Raw genomic sequence first — 15,896 nt, forward strand, 5'->3', positions numbered from 1 at the left:
CGACTGTTGTGCACGTGCCAAGTCGTTGACTCCCCTGGGTCGTCCGCGACCACTCCAATGCCTGGTGCACCCATTTCCCAGGGGAGGACCGGAATGACACCCGCAGCACGCCCGTCCCCGCACACCCCCGAACTCCGAGCCATCGCACGCCACTTGGGGCGACGTCGGTTCCTGACCGGCACCGCGGCCGCCGCCGCGCTCGCCTTCGCGGTGAACCTGCCCGCCGCCGGCACCGCGGCCGCCGCCGAACTCGACCCGGCACGGCTCACCGACGACCCCTTCACCCTCGGCGTCGCCTCCGGCGACCCCCAGCCCGGCTCGGTCCTCCTCTGGACCCGCCTCGCGCCCGCCCCGTACCAGGCGGACGGCGGACTGCCCGCCGAGCGCGTCACCGTCCGCTGGGAGCTGGCCCGCGACGAGAGGTTCCGCCGGCCCGTCAGACGCGGCACCACGCTCGCGCACCCGGAGTTCGGCCACAGCGTGCACGTGCAGGTCGACGGCCTCGAGAACGACCGCGAGTACTACTACCGCTTCAGGGCGGGCACCTGGATCAGCCGCACCGGCCGCACCCGCACCGCCCCCGGCCACGGCGCCGCCCCGGCCGCCCTCACCCTCGGCGTGGTCTCCTGCCAGCGCTACGACCAGGGCTACTTCACCGCGTACAAGCACCTCGCCGAGGACGACGTGGACGTCGTCCTGCACCTCGGCGACTACCTCTACGAGTACGCCGTCAGCGGCGTCGGCGGCGCCCGCGCCTACCCGGCAGGGACCGTGCCCGCCGTCTTCAACCACGAGATGGTGAGCCTGGACGACTACCGGCTCAAGTACGCGCTGTACAAGTCCGACCCCGACCTGCTGGCCGCGCACGCCGCCCACCCGTTCGTCGTCACCTGGGACGATCACGAGACCGAGAACAACTACGCGGGCGCCGTCTCCGAGAACGACGACCCCGCCGAGGAGTTCCTCATCCGCCGGGCCGCCGCCTACCGCGCCTACTGGGAGAACCAGCCGCTGCGCCGCCCGCAGCTCCCCGACGGTCCCGACCTCCGCCTCTACCGGCGGCTGCACTGGGGCCGGCTCGCCCAGCTCGACGTCCTCGACACCCGTCAGTACCGGTCCGACCAGGCGTACGGCGACGGCTGGCAGTTCCCCGGTCCCGACTCCGAGGACCCGGCCCGCACCCTCACCGGCGCCGCCCAGGAGCGGTGGCTGATCGACGGCTGGCACCGCTCGCGCGCCCGGTGGAACGTCGTCCCGCAGCAGGTCACCTTCGCCCGGCGGTACAACTCCACCGCCGTGCCCTCCCAGGTCTCCATGGACTCCTGGGACGGCTACCCGGCCTCCCGAGAGCGGATCCTGGCGGGCGCGCAGGCCGCCCGCGTCGAGAACCTGATGGTCCTCACCGGCGACGTCCACGTGCACTACGGCTTCGACATCAAGCGCGACTTCGCGGACCAGGCGTCCAGGACGCTCGGCACGGAGATCGTCACCTCGTCGGTCTCCAGCGGCGGCAACGGCTCGCAGAAGCCCGCCAACTGGGCCACCTTCATGGCCGCCAACCCGCACCTGAAGTTCTACAACGGCCTGCGCGGCTACACGACCGTCTCCCTCGGCCGTGACCTCGCCCGTGCCGACTTCAAGACCGTCCCCTACGTCAACAAGCAGGGCGCGCCTCTCACCACGGCCGCCTCCTTCGTCACGGAGGTCGGCGACCAGGGGCTCAAGCCCGCCTAGGACGCGCCCGGGGCCACGAGGCTCACGGGGCCGGCGGCCAGAGGTCGCCCCAGTCCGCGTCCCGCGCCGCCCTGTACAGGTCGCCGTGGCGCTTCGTCACCGTCGTACGGCTCAGCCGCTCCTCGGCCTCGCACAGGTCGAGGAGCACCTGGCCCTTGCGGATCTGCGGCCGGCGGACCACCCGGGAGGAGGCGGGCGAGACGGGGAAGCGGGCGGCCGCGACATAGCTGAACTTCTCGTCCTCGTACGGCAGCGAACCGCCCTTGACCTGCCGGTGCAGCGAGGAACGGCTGACCCGCGCCGAGAAGTGGCACCAGTCGGTGCCGGGCACGATCGGACAGGCCGCGCTGTGCGGACAGGGCGCGGCGACCCGGAAACCGGCGGCGATCAGCCGGTCGCGGGCCTCGATCACCCGGGCGTATCCGTCGGGGGTGCCCGGCTCGACGATCACCACGGCCTGCGCGGCGGAAGCGGCGGCGTCCACGAGGGCGGCCCGGTCGGGCGCGGCGAGCTCGTTGAGGACGTAGGAGACGGTGACGAGGTCGGCGGCCTCCAGCGTGAGCGCCGAGCCGATGCGGGCGCGCTGCCAGCGGGCGTCCACCAGTGCCGGGTTCGCGGCGGCGATCTCACGGCCGAGGGCGAGGGCGGGCTCCGCCCAGTCGAGCACGGTCACCGGGCGGGTCCCGGCCCAGGTGGAAGTCACCGCCCAGGTCGCCGCGCCCGTCCCGCCGCCCACGTCCACGTGGCCGCCCGGCGTCCACTCCGGGGCCGCCTCCGCGAGCGCCTCCAGCGCCGAGCACACCGCCTCGAAGGTCGCCGGCATCCGGTACGCGGCGTAGGCGGCCACGTCCGCGCGGTCGCGCAGGATGGGCGCGTCCGTAGGGGTGGTGCCCCGGTAGTTGGCGATGAGCCGCTCGACGGCCTGCGCGGCCTGCTTGGGCGGCAGCCCGTCGAGGAGCTCTCCGAGGGCGGTACGGAGGGTCTCGGCGGCGGATACGGAGAGGTTCACCCCGCGATTTTCTCAGGTCCCGGACCCGGACCGTGCCCGGACCCGGACCTCAGCGCACCGCCATCGCCATCCGCGTCCCCAGCAGAGCCCGGGGCCCGCTGTCCGGCACGCGTCTTCTCGGGTGCACCGTGTTCGCCAGCAGTACCACGAACGTGTCCGTCGCCGGATCGAGCACCAGTGAGGTCCCGGTGAACCCCGTGTGCCCCGCCGCGCCCTCGCCCGCCAGCTCGCCCATGAACCACGACTGGTCCACCGCGAAGCCCAGCCCCGGCGGGGTCAGCAGCAGTTCCACGAAGTCGGGGCCGAGGATGCGGGCGGGACCGTACGAGCCGCCCGCCAGCAGGGTGCGGCAGAACACCGCGAGGTCGCGGCCCGTGGAGAACAGGCCCGCGTGACCGGCCACCCCGCCCAGCGCCCAGGCGTTCTCGTCGTGCACGACCCCCCGCAGCATGCCCCGGTCCGCCCTCGCCCACGGCCGCCGCTGGTCCTCGGTCGCCGCCGCGCCGGGGCACGGCCCGAAGTCGGTCGAGGTCATGCCCAGCGGACGGGTGATCCCCTCCCGCACCAGGACGTCCAGCGCGCGCCCGCTCAACCGCTCCAGGAGCCGCTGGAGCAGCAGCAGGTTCAGGTCCGAGTACACGTACGTGCCCGGTGCGCCCACCGGCGCCTCCGCCCGCAGCAGGTCCCACCGCTGGGTGTCGTCCGCGCAGTCGTACAGGGGCAGCTCGGGGCGCAGCCCGGAAGTGTGGGTGAGGAGCTGGCGGACCGTGATGTCGTGGGCGGCGGCCGCGTGGAAGTCGGGCAGATAGGCGCCCACCCGCGCGTCGATGCCGAGAGTGCCGCGCTCGATCTGCTGCACCGCCGCGACCGACGTGAACAGCTTGGTGAGGGACGCCAGGTCGAAGGGGGTGTCGACGGTCATCGGGATCCGCGCCCCCGCCGGGAGCTCCACCCCCGCGTCGGCCGCCGGGTCGTACGCCGAGTACCGCACCGCCCAGCCCGCCGCCTCCAGTACGGCGATCACCGGGCCGCGCCCGGCGACCACGACGGCGCCCGCCGCCCAGGGCCGGTCGCCGGTGGTGAGGTCCACGACGTCGCGGACGAGGAGCCGCGTCTCCTCGGGGTCGAGCCCGGCCCGTTCCGGTGTGTCGACGCGCAGTCTCGGTGCGCTCAGCTCTCTTCCCCCGCTCTCGTCTGCGCTCGAGCTGGGGGACCCCCAATCTCCGCGCCCGCTTTCGTCCAGGGACGGCACATTCCCATGAAGCAGGCCAGTGCCACCAGTGCGGCAGCCAACTGGACGACGGCCATCGGGACGGCGGTGTGCTCGCCGGCGATCCCGACGAGCGGCGAGGCGATCGCGCCGATGAGGAAGGAGGACGTCCCGAGGAGCGCGGAGGCGGAACCGGCGGAGTGCCGGACCCGCATCAGGGCGAGCGTCTGCGCGTTGGGCAGGGTGACGCCCATCGCGGACATCAGGACGAACAGCGCGGCGGCCACCGGAGCGAGCCCGACCTCGCCGAACACGCCCGTCGTCATGAGCAGCAGGGCGGTCGCGGCCAGCACGACCACCGCGAGACCGACGGCCAGGACCCGGTCCAGCCGGACGCGGCCCACCAGCACCCTGCCGTTGACCTGGCCGATCAGCACCAGCCCGATCGAGTTGGCGCCGAACAGCAGACCGAACGTCTGCGGGGAGGCGCCGTAGATCTCCTGCACCACGAACGGCGAGGCGCTGATGTACGCGAACAGCGCGGCGAACGCGAATCCGCCCGTGAGCATGTAGCCGGTGAAGGGCGGATCGGCCAGCAGCCGGCGCATCGAGCGCAGCGCCTCGCCCACCCCGCCCGCGTGGCGCTCGGCGGCGGGCAGCGTCTCCGGGAGCCTCGTCCACACCACCACGGCCAGCAGCAGCCCCACCCCCGTGAGGAGCAGGAACACGCCCCGCCAGTCCGTCGCCCGCAGGATCTGCGCGCCGATCAGCGGTGCCACGACCGGAGCGACCCCGGAGATCAGCATCAGGGTGGAGAAGAACCGGGCCATCGCCACGCCGTCGTACAGATCCCGTACGACGGCCCGCGCGATCACGATCCCGGCCGCGCCCGCGAGCCCCTGCACCAGCCGGCAGGCGACCAGCAGCTCGACGGTGGGCGCGAGGGCGCACAGGGCGGTCGCCGCGACGTAGACGACGAGTCCGGCGAGCAGCGGCCGCCTGCGCCCCCACCGGTCGCTCATCGGGCCGACCATCAACTGCCCCAGCGCCATACCCGCCAGGCACGCGGTCAGCGTGAGCTGCACGGTCGCGGCGGGCGCGTGCAGCGAGCGGGTCACCTCCGGCAGCGCGGGGAGGTACATGTCCATCGACAGCGGGGGAGTGGCGGTCAGGCCGCCCAGAACGAGGGTGACGAGCAGTCCCGCCCGGCGCCGGGCGGGCAGACCGGGGCCCGCTCCGCCGCCCGTGCTCGTGTCCTGATCCGTCACGGCCCGCCGCGCCGCGTCAGGTATGGCCCCGCCCTCCGGCATCCGGCCGCCCCTCCCTCTCCGACATCTGTGCGACCTATGCTCTCAGCTCGAACACACTGCTGGGACGGCACGAGGGCGGGACAGGGTATGACGACGGACACGGTGCGGTGGGGGATCCTGGCGACCGGCGGGATCGCCGCGACGTTCACGGCGGATCTGATCGACCTGCCCGACGCGGAGGTCGTGGCGGTCGCCTCGCGTTCCGAGGCCCCGGCGAAGGCGTTCGCCGACCGGTTCGGCATACCCCGGGCCTACGGCGACTGGGCCGCGCTCGCCGCCGACGAGGACATCGATGTCGTCTACGTCGCCACCCCGCACGCAGCCCACCGCGCCGCCGCCGGACTCTGTCTGGAGGCCGGGCGGAACGTGTTGTGCGAGAAGGCGTTCACGCTGAACCTGCGCGAGGCCGAGGAACTGGTCGCACTGGCCCGGGACCACGACCGCTTCCTCATGGAGGCCATGTGGATGTACTGCAACCCGGTCGTACGCCGCCTCAAGGCCCTCGTCGACGACGGCGCGATCGGCGAGGTCCGCACCGTGCAGGCCGACTTCGGCCTCGAAGGACCCTTCCCGCCCTCGCACCGGCTGCGCGACCCCGCCCAGGGCGGCGGCGCCCTCCTCGACCTCGGCGTCTACCCGGTCTCCTTCGCCCACCTGCTGCTCGGCGAGCCCTCGGGCATCGCCGCGCAGGCCGTCCTCTCCGCCGAGGGCGTCGACCTCCAGACGGCGCTGGCGCTGTCCTGGGACTCCGGCGCGCTCGCCACCCTGCACTGCTCCGTCGTCGGCGGTACGGGCACCACCGCCTCCATCACCGGCTCGCGCGGCCGGATCGACATCCCGTCCGCCTTCTTCCACCCCGACCGCCTCGTCCTGCACCGCGCCGGCCGTGACCCGGAGGAGTTCGCCGCCGACCCGGCCGACGGACCCCGTACGACGATGCGGCACGAGGCCCGCGAGGTCATGCGCGCGCTGCGGGCCGGCGAGACCGAGTCCCCGCTGGTCCCGCTCGACGGCACCCTCGCGGTCATGCGGACCCTCGACGGGGTCCGGGAGCGGATCGGGGTGCGCTACCCCGGCGAGGACGCGTAACCGTTCGCGAGACGTCCCGTCTCACCCGCTTGGTACCGTCGACCCATGGTCACCCAGTCCGGAAAGCCGGCCCCCGACACCACCCGCCGCAGCGAGCGGTCCCGGCGCGCCATCTACGACGCCGCCCTCGCCCTCGTCGTGGAGGCCGGCTACCCGAAGACCACGATCGAGGGCATCGCCGCCCGCGCGGGCGTCGGCAAGCAGACCATCTACCGGTGGTGGGGGTCGAAGGCCGACGTCCTGCTCGAGGCGTTCCTGGACCTGAGCGAGCAGGCGGCGCGGGACGCGGGGGCGTCCGACGAGGAGCCGTACGCCATCCCCGACACCGGCGACCTGGCCGCCGACATCAAGGCCGTCCTGCGGGCCACCGTCGACCAGCTCACCGACCCCCGGTTCGAGGCGCCCTCCCGGGCGCTGGCCGCCGAGGGCGTGGTCGACGAACAGGTCGGCCGCGAGTTCACCGCCAAACTGATGGAACCGTCCATCCAGCTGTACGTCGACCGGCTGCGCTCCGCCCAGGAGGCCGGCCAGGTCCGCGCCGACCTCGACCCGCGCATCGCCCTCGAGTTCTTCATCTCGCCGCTCGCCCAGCGCTGGCTCCAGCACACGGGCCCGATCTCCTACGAGTACACCGACACCCTCGTCGACTACGCCCTGCACGGTCTCGCACCAAGGTGAACGCGCCACACATGGGTCACTCTGGCCCCACTCATCCCACCCGTCCCACCTGCCCCGATTCACGGCTACGGCCCCCCGATGCGCAGGATGGTGGGACCATGAGGCATGCTGTCCGCACCACAGCGAGGCGAGGGGACAGATGAGCGCGGAGTTCGGCGGCCGGACCGGCCTGTGGGGCAAACTCTCGGAGTGGCTGCGCGCGAGCGGCCCGACGGAAGCCGCCGACGAAGGCGGCCGTGAGGCCCTGCTGCTGGCCGCCGCCGGAGCGGGACTCCCGCTCGCGCCCGCCGCGCACCCGGCCCCGGGCTACGGCTGCTCCTGCGACCGGGTCGGCTGTCCGACCCCCGCCCGGCACCCGGTGTCCTTCGCCTGGCAGACGCAGTCCACCACCGACCGCGCGCAGATCGAACGCTGGGCCCGCCACCAGCCGCAGGCCAACTTCATCACCGCCACCGGCATGACGCACGACGTCCTCGACGTGCCGCTGGAGGCCGGCCGGCAGGCCCTGGAGCGGCTGCTCGACGCCGGCGTCGAGGTCGGCCCGGTCGCCGAGAGCGACGAGGGCCGCATGCTCTTCTTCACCCTCACCCGCGGCACCCCCGAGGTCGAGGACGAGTGGTGGCCGTGCGAGCTGGACTGCCACCCGGAGACCATGGACGAGCACCCCGGCCTGCGCTGGCACTGCCGTGGCTCCTACGTCCTGGTGCCGCCCGCCCGGCTGCCCGGCGACGACGGCCGTGCCGTGCACTGGCTGCGCGGACCCGAGCACCCGCTGCCGGACCCGCTGACCCTCCTGGAAACGCTCACGGACGCCTGCGCCCGCCACGCCGGCCAGGAGTCCGACCACGCGAGCACGGCCTGGCCCTCGCGCCACTAGGCCGCGTCCGGCCGTTCCCGCCGGGCGGGCGACGCCCGGTACGCGAACGCGGACCGCGAGGGGCGCCGGGGAATTGCGCGGCCGACCCCACCGGCCCGCCGCACGAGAACGGGCCGTGGAAGAACGGCACACCCAGCGGAGCGCTACGCGCCCTTCGCCGTCGTCAGGCCCTCCAGCCGGCTGAGCATCGACACCTTGCCGCTTCCCGTGCCCTTCGGCGGGGCGAGGGCCAGCTCGTTGGCGACGAACTCCATCGTCAGGGACTGCTTGATCTCACCGGTCGTCAGCGCGGCCACGTTCTTGTTCGGGGTGGGCACGGAGGCGCCCGCCGCGGCCGTCTGCTTCATGTAGTGGTGGGTGGTGAAGAACACCAGCGCCCCGCCGTCCGCGGTGCGCAACGCCAGCGGCGCGTAGTCGCCGCCGGTCAGCGGCTCGTCGATGTACTGCGTGGCCAGGCCCGGCTTCGTGGCGTTCTTCGTCCGGGTGGAGCGCAGTGTGTTGGTGTACGCGCCGTCCGCGAAGGCACCCTGGCCGCTCCGCAGGTACGCCGCGTAGTCCTTGCTCAAGTCCTTGGGAGCGATGGCCAGTTCGGCGGAGTCGGCCGGCACGGCCTCGACCAGGCCCTCCTCGCCCCCCTGCTCGAACTCCGGCACCGAGCCCGGCGCCACCAGCGTCAGATACGTCGCCTGCCACGGCTCCGACGGCCCGCCCCGGGTGAAGGCCATCAACCAGCGCGAGTCGCCGCCCTTGTTGCCCTTCGCGTCGGCGACGAACCAGCGGGGCCAGCCCGCCTTCTCGACGATCGTGTACTTCACGTCCGACAACACCAGCGGTGTGTGATCCGGGTTGCCGTCCGGGTTGTTGACGCGGCCCGCCTTCAGCCGCGCCTCGTCGATGATCCCGAGTGCGCCGGTGGTGCGGTCGGCGTCCAGGGAACTGTCGTACGCGGCGTCGGCCTTGTTGTACGCGGACGTGAACTGCTCGACCGCCTTCACCGCTTCCGCCTTCGTGGCCGCCGGGAGCACCTCGAGCTCGCCGTGGACCACCATGCAGCCGCTCGCCGTGAGCGAGACGGCGGTGAGCGACGCCGCTACGAGTGTGTACCGGTCACGCCCGCGGAGCCTTCGACTGCGCGGAACTCCGGTCGTCAGGCTGCGTTCGCGTTCCCTGCTCATCAGGTGACTTCACCTTCCCCTTCCCGGAGGCGAACCCTACCGGGGCGAGGAACAGCGCGATCGTCGGGACCAGGTACAGCAGCCACACCGTGACCTGGAGGACCGTCGGATCGGGTTGGAAGTTGAACACGCCCTTCAGCAGCGTGCCGTACCAGCTGTCCGGCGGGATCGTGCCGCTGATGTCGAAGGCCAGGCTGTTCAGACCCGGGATCAGATCGGCCTCCTGGAGGTCGTGGACGCCGTACGCGAGCACGCCCGCGGCCACCACGACGAGCATGCCGCCCGTCCAGGTGAAGAACTTCGCCAGGTTGATTTTCAGCGCCCCGCGGTAGAACAGCCAGCCCAGCAGGACGGCCGTGGCCAGGCCCAGGGCCACGCCGACCAGCGGGCGCGGGGTGCCGTCGCCGGCCGCGTGCACCGACGCCCACACGAACAGGGCCGTCTCCAGGCCTTCCCGGCCGACGGCGAGGAACGCCGTGGCCACCAGCGCGCCGGTGCCCATCGCGAGCGCCGCGTCCAGTTTGCCGTGCAGTTCCGACTTCAGGTGCCGGGCGGTGCGCCGCATCCAGAACACCATCCAGGTCACCAGACCGACCGCGAGGATCGACAGGGAGCCGCCGAGCGCCTCCTGCGCCTGGAACGTCAGTTCCTGGGAGCCGAATTCGAGGACACAGCCGAAACCCATCGCGATGAGCACCGCGATGGCGATACCGGCCCACACCGGCTTCAGCGCGTCCCTGCGGTCCGTCTTCACGAGGTAGGCGATGAGGATGCAGACGACGAGGCTGGCCTCCAGGCCCTCGCGCAGTCCGATCAGGTAGTTGGAGAACACGGGCTACGCCTCCTTGGAGAACAGTGTCCGGCCCCACCAGTCGTCCTTGTCGCGGACGCCCGGCGGGACGGCGAAGACGGCCGAACCCACGTGCTGGATGTACTCGTTGAGTGCGTCGGTCGCGAGATTGCGCTGCACGCGGATGAACCCCTCGCGCACGTCACGCTGGTAGGCGAGGAAGAACAGCCCCGCCTCCAGCCGTCCCAGGCCGTCGGTGCCGTCGGTGAAGGAGTAGCCGCGGCGCAGGATCGTCGACCCGTGGTTGGAGTCCGGGTGCGCGAGCCGTACGTGCGCGTCGGGCTTCATCGCCTTCAGGAACGGCTCGTCGCGCTCCTTCGCCTTGCCCACCGGAGCGCCCTCGCCCTTGTCGCGGCCGAAGATGTCCTCCTGCTCCTGGAGCGAGGTGCGGTCCCAGGTCTCGATGTGCATACGGATCCGGCGGGCGACGAGGTAGGAGCCGCCCACCATCCAGGCCGCGTCGGCGTCGACGTCCTTCTCGCCGACCCACACGAACTTCTTGAGCCGGTCGGTCTCGGTGCCCGCGATGTTGCGGGTGCCGTCCTTGAAGCCCATCAGGTTGCGCGGGGTCTGCGCGTCGGGCGTCGTGGACGAGGTCTTGCCGAAGCCGAGCTGCGACCAGCGGATGACGACCTTGCCCATGCCGATCCGGGCCAGGTTGCGGATCGCGTGCACGGCGACCTGCGGATCGTCCGCGCAGGCCTGGACGCACAGGTCGCCGTTGCTGCGGGCCGCGTCGAGCGCGTCCCCGGCGAAGGCGGGCAGGTCGACGAGCGCGTCGGGCCGTCGGTCGGCGAGGTCGAACTTCTTGAACAGGGACGGCCCGAAGCCGACCGTCAGGGTCAGCCGGGAGGGCTTGAGCCCCAGTGCCTCGCCGGTGTCGTCCGGCGGCGCCTCGGCGAGACCGCCGAACGCGCCTTCGCCGACCGCCTTCCCGGCCGTCATCCGCCGGGCCGCCTCCGTCCAGTCCTTGAGCAGCCGGACGAACTCCGCGCGGTCCGTGGTCGTCACGTCGAACGCGGCGAAGTGCAGCCGGTCCTGCACGGGCGTGGCGATGCCCGCCTGGTGGGCGCCGTGGAAGCCGACCGCGGCGCCCGCGTCGGCGGCCGCCGGTTCGACGTCCTCGCCGGCCCGGGTCATCGCCACCGCGCCACCGGCCGCGGCGGCGCCGAGCGCGAGGCCGGCACCGCCCCAGCCGATCAGCGACCGCCGGGACGGCACACTGCCCTGGGTCTCCGTCATGTCCTGGTCCTCCGGTTACTTCGCCACGGCGGCGGCGAGCTTGGACAGCGGCTCGGCGAGCGCGTTGACCGCGTCGGACAGTTCCTTGCGCTGGGCGGCGCCGACCTTCTCGTACGAGGTGAACACGTACGACGTCGTGTTCGGGCGGTACTTGTCCAGGAGCGTGTTCAGCGCGGCGAACTGCTTGTCCAGCTCGGTGACCAGGGCCGCGTCGTTCTCACTCGCGACCGGCTTGAGCAGCTCGTAGGACTTCTGGGCGCCCTCGACGTTGGCCTTGAAGTCGACGAGGTCGGTGTGCGAGTAGCGCTCCTCCTCGCCGGTGACCTTGCCGGTGGCGACCTCGTCGAGGAGCTCCTTGGCGCCGTTGGCCATGGAGGTCGGGGTGATCTCGGCCTTGCCGACCCGCTTCTGCCAGTCGGTCAGGTCGGTGGTGAGCTGGTCGGCGAGGGTCTTCTCGGCGGCGGTGATCTTCTTGTCCTGCCAGAGGGCCTTCTCCAGCCGGTGCCAGCCGGTCCAGGTCTGCCCGGCCTCCAGGCCGTCCGCGCGGACGTCGACCTTCGGGTCGATGTCGCCGAAGGACTCCGCGACCGGCTCGGTGCGCTCCCAGCCGATGCGGGAGGGCGCGTAGGCCGCCTTGGCCGCCTCGAGGTCGCCCGCCTTGACGGCCTTCACGAAGGTCGCGACGAGCGGCAGCGTGGCGTCGGCCTGCTCCTGCGCGTACTCGCGGTAGGCGGCGACGGCCTTGTCCAGGCGCGGGTCACGCTTGGCGACCGAGCCGCCGGTGACCTTGAGGTCCTGGCGGATGCCGGTGCCCTTCATGCCGGGCTTGCAGGCGATCCGGTAGTCGCCGGCCTTCACCTCGGCGGTCACCCGCTGCTTGGTGCCGGGGCCGATGTTCTCCCGCTCGCTGACGATCCGGTCGTCCGGGAAGAGGATGTAGACCTCGGTGACCTTCGAGCCCTTGTTCTCGATGGCGAGCTCGACGTGTCCGGCGGAGATCTCCTTCTTGGAGGTCTCGCACTTGGCGTCGGTGGCGGTCACGCTGATGACACGGTCGCCGTCCTTCGCGTCGCTCTTCGAGGTGCAGCCGGTGACGGCGGTCAGTGCGGTCACGGCGGTGACGGCGGTGACGACGGACAGTCTGGCGGCTCGCATTCGGGCTCCCAGCGATGGCTGAATATTGGCGTGACCCGGCTCACAGGGTTGGTGAGCCTCGCCTAACTTATCCAAGGCTTACCTGCGTAATACCCGCCCGTGCAGTGATTCACCTCTCATGGACGCCGTAAGAGCACGAGACGATCACGGTGACTCAAACCGGACCCCAAGGGATGGTCAAAGGAGATTCAAAGATTCCGCTTCGGGGTCACCAGGACGGCTCCGCTCAGGGTGCGGAAGCACCTCGGCCGGCTGGTCGTGGACGGCCGAGGGCGGCCGCTCGGTGAACGCCCCACCCGGCGGACCGCCCGCCGCGACCCGCCCGGCGCACAGGATCGCGACCCGGTGCGCGGACGACCCGGTGCGCGTGGACGGCGTCGAGCCCCGGATCGTGCGGGACGACGCCCACCGCGTTCTCCTCGGGCGCCCCTTCCCGCCGCGCCCGCGACACCGGCTCCTGGCGTTTCGGGTCGGACGACCTCCGCCACGGTGAACGGGAAGGAGAGCACCGCCGCCCGAGGAAGGACTGGCCTGGCCTCCGACGGTGCTTCAATTCCCCGGTGACTGAATACGACGTGCTCCGCGTCTTCTGCGCGCCGAACGGCGGCTACGGCAACGAACTGGGCGTGGTCCGCGAAGGCTCGGTGCTGCCGGACCGAGAGGACCGGCAGGACCTCGCGGCCAAACTCGGCTTCGGCGAGACGGTGTTCGTCGACGACCCCGAGCGCGGGATCATCGACGTCTACACGCCCACCGTGCGCCTGCCGTTCGCGGACCACTCGTGCGTGGGCGTCGCCTGGCTGCTCGACGTGCCCGAGCTCGTCACACCGGCAGGCGCCGTGGGCACCCGTCTGGACGGGGAGTTCACCTGGATCGAGGCACGCGCGGAGTGGGCCCCGCCGTGCACGTTCCGCCAGTACGCCACCGCCGCCGAGGTGGACGACCTGCCCGTGCCGCCGCCCGGCGGGGGAGGCGTGGCGGGCGTCCCGACGGACGAGGCCCGGGGGACCGTCTACGCCTGGGCCTGGGAGGACGAGCCGGCCGGCCGGATCCGCGCCCGCGGCTTCCCCGCCCGCGGCGACGGTCTCGACGAGGACGAGGCGACGGGCGCGGCGGCGCTCCTGCTCACCGAGCGGCTCGGCCGCGCCCTGAACATCACCCAGGGCGCGGGCTCCCAGATCCTCACCGCCCCGCAGCCGTACGGGTGGGTGGAGATCGGTGGCCGGGTGTTCCTGGAGCGCTGAACCCTACGGCCGATCGCGGGCGTTCGCGGACTTCTGCGCGGCCGTACGGGTGGTCTGGCGTGTGCGGGATGAGGTGAGCGGGGACCTCTGGGCGTGACCACTGAGCCCCGTGAGAGGAACGCCATGCGTATCCGTTCAGTTCTGGCCGCGACCGTCCTGGGTATCGCCCTCGCGGCCACCGGCGCGACGACCGCCACCGCCGACGAAGGTCCCCGCCAGCACCACGAGGGTTCTGGCGAGCACCACTTCGGCGGGGACGAGGGTGTCTGCAGCCCGTACATCGGCGCGATCGACACGGTCTCCGCCGACATCTTCTGGGCCGGCAAGCACTGCGACCGGTTCTGATCCGGCGCCGGGCCCCCTCGCGGTGAAGCGAGGGGGCCCGGTCCGTCCGCCCGCGAGACGGGCTCACGCCGAGAGCGGGAACTCCGCGCCCAGCGCCCGGAAGACGGCCGTGTTCAGCGCGAAGGCGCGCTTGCACTCGCTCACGATCCGCTGCTTCTCCAGGTCGTCCGCGCGCACCCCGTCCAGCAGTTCCCGGTAACCCCGCTTGAACGCCGCCGGGTTGCCGATCTCCTCGAAGACGTAGAAGCGGACACCGTCGCCCTTGCGCGCGAAGCCCCAGGTCCGCTCCGCCCTGTCGCGGATGATCTGCCCGCCGGAGAGATCGCCCAGGTAACGCGTGTAGTGGTGGGCGATGTACCCGGCCGGCCACCGCTCGGCACACTCCCGCACCCGCGCCGCGTACGCCTCGGTCGCCGGCAGGGCCGACACCCCCGACCGCCATCCGGGGCCGCGGAGATGGGTCAGGTCCCGCTCCAGCGCCGGCAGCCGGAACAGCTCGGGCCGGATGAAGGGCCCGGCCGCCGGATCCGAGGCCAGCCGCTCGGCACCGGCCTCCAGTGCCTCGTACACGAACCACAGCTGCTCGGTGTAGCGCGCGTACGCCTCGACTCCGAGCCTGCCGCCGAGAAGGTCACTCATGAACGTCGAGGTCTCGGCCTCCATGTGCTGCTCGTGGGACGCCGTGCGGATGAGTGTCGAGAACGAGTCCATGCCCGCATCCTCCAAGGTAAGGCTTACCTAAGTCAATGGGTTTGCCGACGCCTTGTCGGTAAAAGCGTACAAGAAAAGACCCGTCCCCAGCAGGGAACGGGCCTTCGTCGCGGTTACGGCAGCGTGAGGATCTCCGTCCCCGTCTCGGTCACCACCAGCGTGTGCTCGAACTGGGCCGTCCGCTTTCGGTCCTTGGTCAGCACCGTCCAGCCGTCGTCCCACATGTCGTACTCGTGCGTGCCGAGCGTCAGCATCGGCTCGATCGTGAACGTCATCCCGGGCTGGATGACGGTCGTCGCGTGCGGACTGTCGTAGTGCGGGATGATCAGCCCCGAGTGGAACGACGAGTTGATCCCGTGGCCCGTGAAGTCCCGGACCACCCCGTACCCGAACCGCTTCGCGTACGACTCGATGACCCGCCCGATGATGTTGATCTGCCGGCCGGGCCTGACCGCCTTGATCGCCCGGTCGAGGGACTCCCGGGTCCGCTCGACCAGCAGCCGCGACTCCTCGTCGACGTCCCCGACCAGATACGTGGCGTTGTTGTCGCCGTGCACCCCGCCGATGTACGCCGTGACGTCGAGGTTGACGATGTCGCCGTCGCGCAGGACGGTCGAGTCCGGGATGCCGTGGCAGATGACCTCGTTGACGCTCGTGCACAGGGACTTCGGGAAGCCCCGGTAGCCCAGCGTCGACGGGTAGGCGCCGTGGTCGCACATGTACTCGTGCGCCACCTTGTCCAGTTCGTCGGTGGTGACCCCCGGCGAGATCAGCTTCGCGGCCTCCGCCATCGCCTGTGCGGCGATCCGGCCGGCCCGGCGCATCGCCTCGATCGTCTCGGGCGTCTGCACCTCCGGCCCGGTGTACGGCGTCGGCGCGGGCTTGCCGACGTACTCGGGGCGGCGGATGTTTCCGGGCACCGAACGGATGGGGGAGAGCTCCCCTGGGACGAGCAGCGACTGGCCAGACATGCCAGTGAGTCTAACGAGCGGCCATGGGGGAACATGTCGATGGCGAGAGGAGCCGTCATGCCCCTGTTCAAGAAGCGGACCGTCGGCAAAGCCGGTGAGTGGTACTACTGCCTGGAGCACAAGAAGGTCGAGGAGGGGCCGGAGTGCCCGGCCAAGGACCGCTTCGGTCCGTACACCACCCGCGCGGAGGCCGAGCACGCCATGCAGACCGCCCGCGAGCGCAACCTGCAGTGGGAGAACGACCCCAAGTGGCACGACGCCCCGGCGGGCAGCGCCACGGACGACGACTGATCACC

Annotated in this window: 16 protein-coding genes; 7 read left to right on the forward strand and 9 right to left on the reverse strand. The window is 72.0% G+C overall.

Annotated elements, in window-relative coordinates; all coding sequences use genetic code 11:
- The first annotated feature begins 93 nt into the window (after positions 1-93).
- Positions 94-1,734 carry an alkaline phosphatase D family protein gene (locus ACIPFH_RS04415; RefSeq protein WP_401822949.1) on the forward strand — a complete coding sequence of 547 codons (1,641 nt, stop codon included), beginning with the start codon at positions 94-96 and terminating at the stop codon, positions 1,732-1,734.
- A 22-nt stretch (positions 1,735-1,756) separates the two neighbouring features.
- Here the strand turns inward: ACIPFH_RS04415 and ACIPFH_RS04420 are convergent, their stop codons facing one another.
- Genes ACIPFH_RS04420 through ACIPFH_RS04430 form a run of 3 tightly spaced genes read right to left on the reverse strand, consistent with a single transcriptional unit; the run spans position 1,757 to position 5,263 of the window.
- Positions 1,757-2,743 (reverse strand): small ribosomal subunit Rsm22 family protein, encoded by a 987-nt coding sequence (locus ACIPFH_RS04420; RefSeq protein ID WP_401822951.1) that lies wholly within the window; start codon positions 2,741-2,743, stop codon positions 1,757-1,759.
- A gap of 49 nt (positions 2,744-2,792) precedes the next feature.
- Positions 2,793-3,995, reverse strand: coding sequence for a serine hydrolase domain-containing protein (locus tag ACIPFH_RS04425; RefSeq protein WP_401822954.1), 1,203 nt, complete (start codon positions 3,993-3,995; stop codon positions 2,793-2,795).
- On the reverse strand, positions 3,914-5,263 hold the full coding sequence (locus ACIPFH_RS04430) for a multidrug effflux MFS transporter (RefSeq protein WP_401822955.1): 1,350 nt from the start codon (positions 5,261-5,263) through the stop codon (positions 3,914-3,916). Before ACIPFH_RS04430 ends, ACIPFH_RS04425 begins: the two co-directional genes overlap by 82 nt.
- Positions 5,264-5,350: 87 nt before the next feature.
- On the opposite strand from ACIPFH_RS04430, the gene ACIPFH_RS04435 reads away from it, so the two are divergent.
- The 3 genes from ACIPFH_RS04435 to ACIPFH_RS04445 all read left to right on the forward strand — a co-directional run bounded on the left by ACIPFH_RS04435 (position 5,351) and on the right by ACIPFH_RS04445 (position 7,907).
- Positions 5,351-6,352 (forward strand): Gfo/Idh/MocA family protein, encoded by a 1,002-nt coding sequence (locus ACIPFH_RS04435; RefSeq protein WP_401822957.1) that lies wholly within the window; start codon positions 5,351-5,353, stop codon positions 6,350-6,352.
- Positions 6,353-6,397: 45 nt separating this feature from the next.
- Positions 6,398-7,030 (forward strand): TetR/AcrR family transcriptional regulator, encoded by a 633-nt coding sequence (locus tag ACIPFH_RS04440; protein WP_401822960.1) that lies wholly within the window; start codon positions 6,398-6,400, stop codon positions 7,028-7,030.
- 139 nt (positions 7,031-7,169) lie between these two features.
- Positions 7,170-7,907, forward strand: coding sequence for a bifunctional DNA primase/polymerase (locus ACIPFH_RS04445; RefSeq protein WP_401822961.1), 738 nt, complete (start codon positions 7,170-7,172; stop codon positions 7,905-7,907).
- A gap of 143 nt (positions 7,908-8,050) precedes the next feature.
- Here ACIPFH_RS04445 and ACIPFH_RS04450 read toward each other — a convergent pair whose 3' ends face one another.
- The 4 genes from ACIPFH_RS04450 to efeO are packed head-to-tail and all read right to left on the reverse strand — an operon-like array spanning position 8,051 to position 12,329.
- The gene (locus ACIPFH_RS04450; protein WP_401822964.1) at positions 8,051-9,082 is read right to left on the reverse strand and encodes a hypothetical protein; all 1,032 of its coding nucleotides are present in this window, start codon (positions 9,080-9,082) and stop codon (positions 8,051-8,053) included.
- The gene (gene efeU / locus ACIPFH_RS04455; RefSeq protein ID WP_401822965.1) at positions 9,015-9,914 is read right to left on the reverse strand and encodes an iron uptake transporter permease EfeU; all 900 of its coding nucleotides are present in this window, start codon (positions 9,912-9,914) and stop codon (positions 9,015-9,017) included. Before efeU ends, ACIPFH_RS04450 begins: the two co-directional genes overlap by 68 nt.
- A gap of 3 nt (positions 9,915-9,917) precedes the next feature.
- Entirely contained in the window at positions 9,918-11,174 is a 1,257-nt protein-coding gene (efeB, locus tag ACIPFH_RS04460) for an iron uptake transporter deferrochelatase/peroxidase subunit (RefSeq protein WP_401822967.1), read from the reverse strand.
- Between the two features lie 15 nt (positions 11,175-11,189).
- Positions 11,190-12,329, reverse strand: a complete 1,140-nt coding sequence (gene efeO / locus ACIPFH_RS04465) for an iron uptake system protein EfeO (RefSeq protein ID WP_401822970.1) — start codon at positions 12,327-12,329, stop codon at positions 11,190-11,192.
- 560 nt (positions 12,330-12,889) lie between these two features.
- Between efeO and ACIPFH_RS04470 the strand changes: the two genes are divergently transcribed.
- Together ACIPFH_RS04470 and ACIPFH_RS04475 are read left to right on the forward strand one after the other, a co-directional pair.
- Entirely contained in the window at positions 12,890-13,573 is a 684-nt protein-coding gene (locus ACIPFH_RS04470) for a PhzF family phenazine biosynthesis protein (protein ID WP_401822971.1), read from the forward strand.
- A gap of 123 nt (positions 13,574-13,696) precedes the next feature.
- Entirely contained in the window at positions 13,697-13,918 is a 222-nt protein-coding gene (locus ACIPFH_RS04475) for a hypothetical protein (RefSeq protein WP_356253101.1), read from the forward strand.
- Between the two features lie 63 nt (positions 13,919-13,981).
- Here the strand turns inward: ACIPFH_RS04475 and ACIPFH_RS04480 are convergent, their stop codons facing one another.
- Together ACIPFH_RS04480 and map are read right to left on the reverse strand one after the other, a co-directional pair.
- Positions 13,982-14,629, reverse strand: a complete 648-nt coding sequence (locus ACIPFH_RS04480) for a heme oxygenase (biliverdin-producing) (RefSeq protein WP_401822973.1) — start codon at positions 14,627-14,629, stop codon at positions 13,982-13,984.
- Positions 14,630-14,742: 113 nt separating this feature from the next.
- On the reverse strand, positions 14,743-15,600 hold the full coding sequence (map, locus tag ACIPFH_RS04485; protein ID WP_356253098.1) for a type I methionyl aminopeptidase: 858 nt from the start codon (positions 15,598-15,600) through the stop codon (positions 14,743-14,745).
- A gap of 57 nt (positions 15,601-15,657) precedes the next feature.
- Here map and ACIPFH_RS04490 point away from each other — a divergent pair, with 57 nt between their 5' ends.
- Entirely contained in the window at positions 15,658-15,891 is a 234-nt protein-coding gene (locus ACIPFH_RS04490; protein WP_356253095.1) for a hypothetical protein, read from the forward strand.
- Positions 15,892-15,896 lie beyond the last annotated feature (5 nt).

Origin of the sequence: Streptomyces sp. NPDC088157, assembly GCF_044741545.1 — a bacterium.
In the GTDB taxonomy this organism is placed as follows: domain Bacteria; phylum Actinomycetota; class Actinomycetes; order Streptomycetales; family Streptomycetaceae; genus Streptomyces.

Coding starts and splice junctions, on each gene's coding strand:
- efeB (WP_401822967.1), bottom strand. CDS start 11,174: ATGACGGAGACCCAGGGCAGTGTGCCGTCCCGGCGGTCGCTGATCGGC.
- ACIPFH_RS04440 (WP_401822960.1), top strand. CDS start 6,398: ATGGTCACCCAGTCCGGAAAGCCGGCCCCCGACACCACCCGCCGCAGC.
- ACIPFH_RS04490 (WP_356253095.1), top strand. CDS start 15,658: ATGCCCCTGTTCAAGAAGCGGACCGTCGGCAAAGCCGGTGAGTGGTAC.
- map (WP_356253098.1), bottom strand. CDS start 15,600: ATGTCTGGCCAGTCGCTGCTCGTCCCAGGGGAGCTCTCCCCCATCCGT.
- ACIPFH_RS04415 (WP_401822949.1), top strand. CDS start 94: ATGACACCCGCAGCACGCCCGTCCCCGCACACCCCCGAACTCCGAGCC.
- ACIPFH_RS04480 (WP_401822973.1), bottom strand. CDS start 14,629: ATGGACTCGTTCTCGACACTCATCCGCACGGCGTCCCACGAGCAGCAC.
- ACIPFH_RS04435 (WP_401822957.1), top strand. CDS start 5,351: ATGACGACGGACACGGTGCGGTGGGGGATCCTGGCGACCGGCGGGATC.
- ACIPFH_RS04475 (WP_356253101.1), top strand. CDS start 13,697: ATGCGTATCCGTTCAGTTCTGGCCGCGACCGTCCTGGGTATCGCCCTC.
- efeO (WP_401822970.1), bottom strand. CDS start 12,329: ATGCGAGCCGCCAGACTGTCCGTCGTCACCGCCGTCACCGCCGTGACC.
- ACIPFH_RS04445 (WP_401822961.1), top strand. CDS start 7,170: ATGAGCGCGGAGTTCGGCGGCCGGACCGGCCTGTGGGGCAAACTCTCG.
- ACIPFH_RS04450 (WP_401822964.1), bottom strand. CDS start 9,082: ATGAGCAGGGAACGCGAACGCAGCCTGACGACCGGAGTTCCGCGCAGT.
- ACIPFH_RS04430 (WP_401822955.1), bottom strand. CDS start 5,263: ATGCCGGAGGGCGGGGCCATACCTGACGCGGCGCGGCGGGCCGTGACG.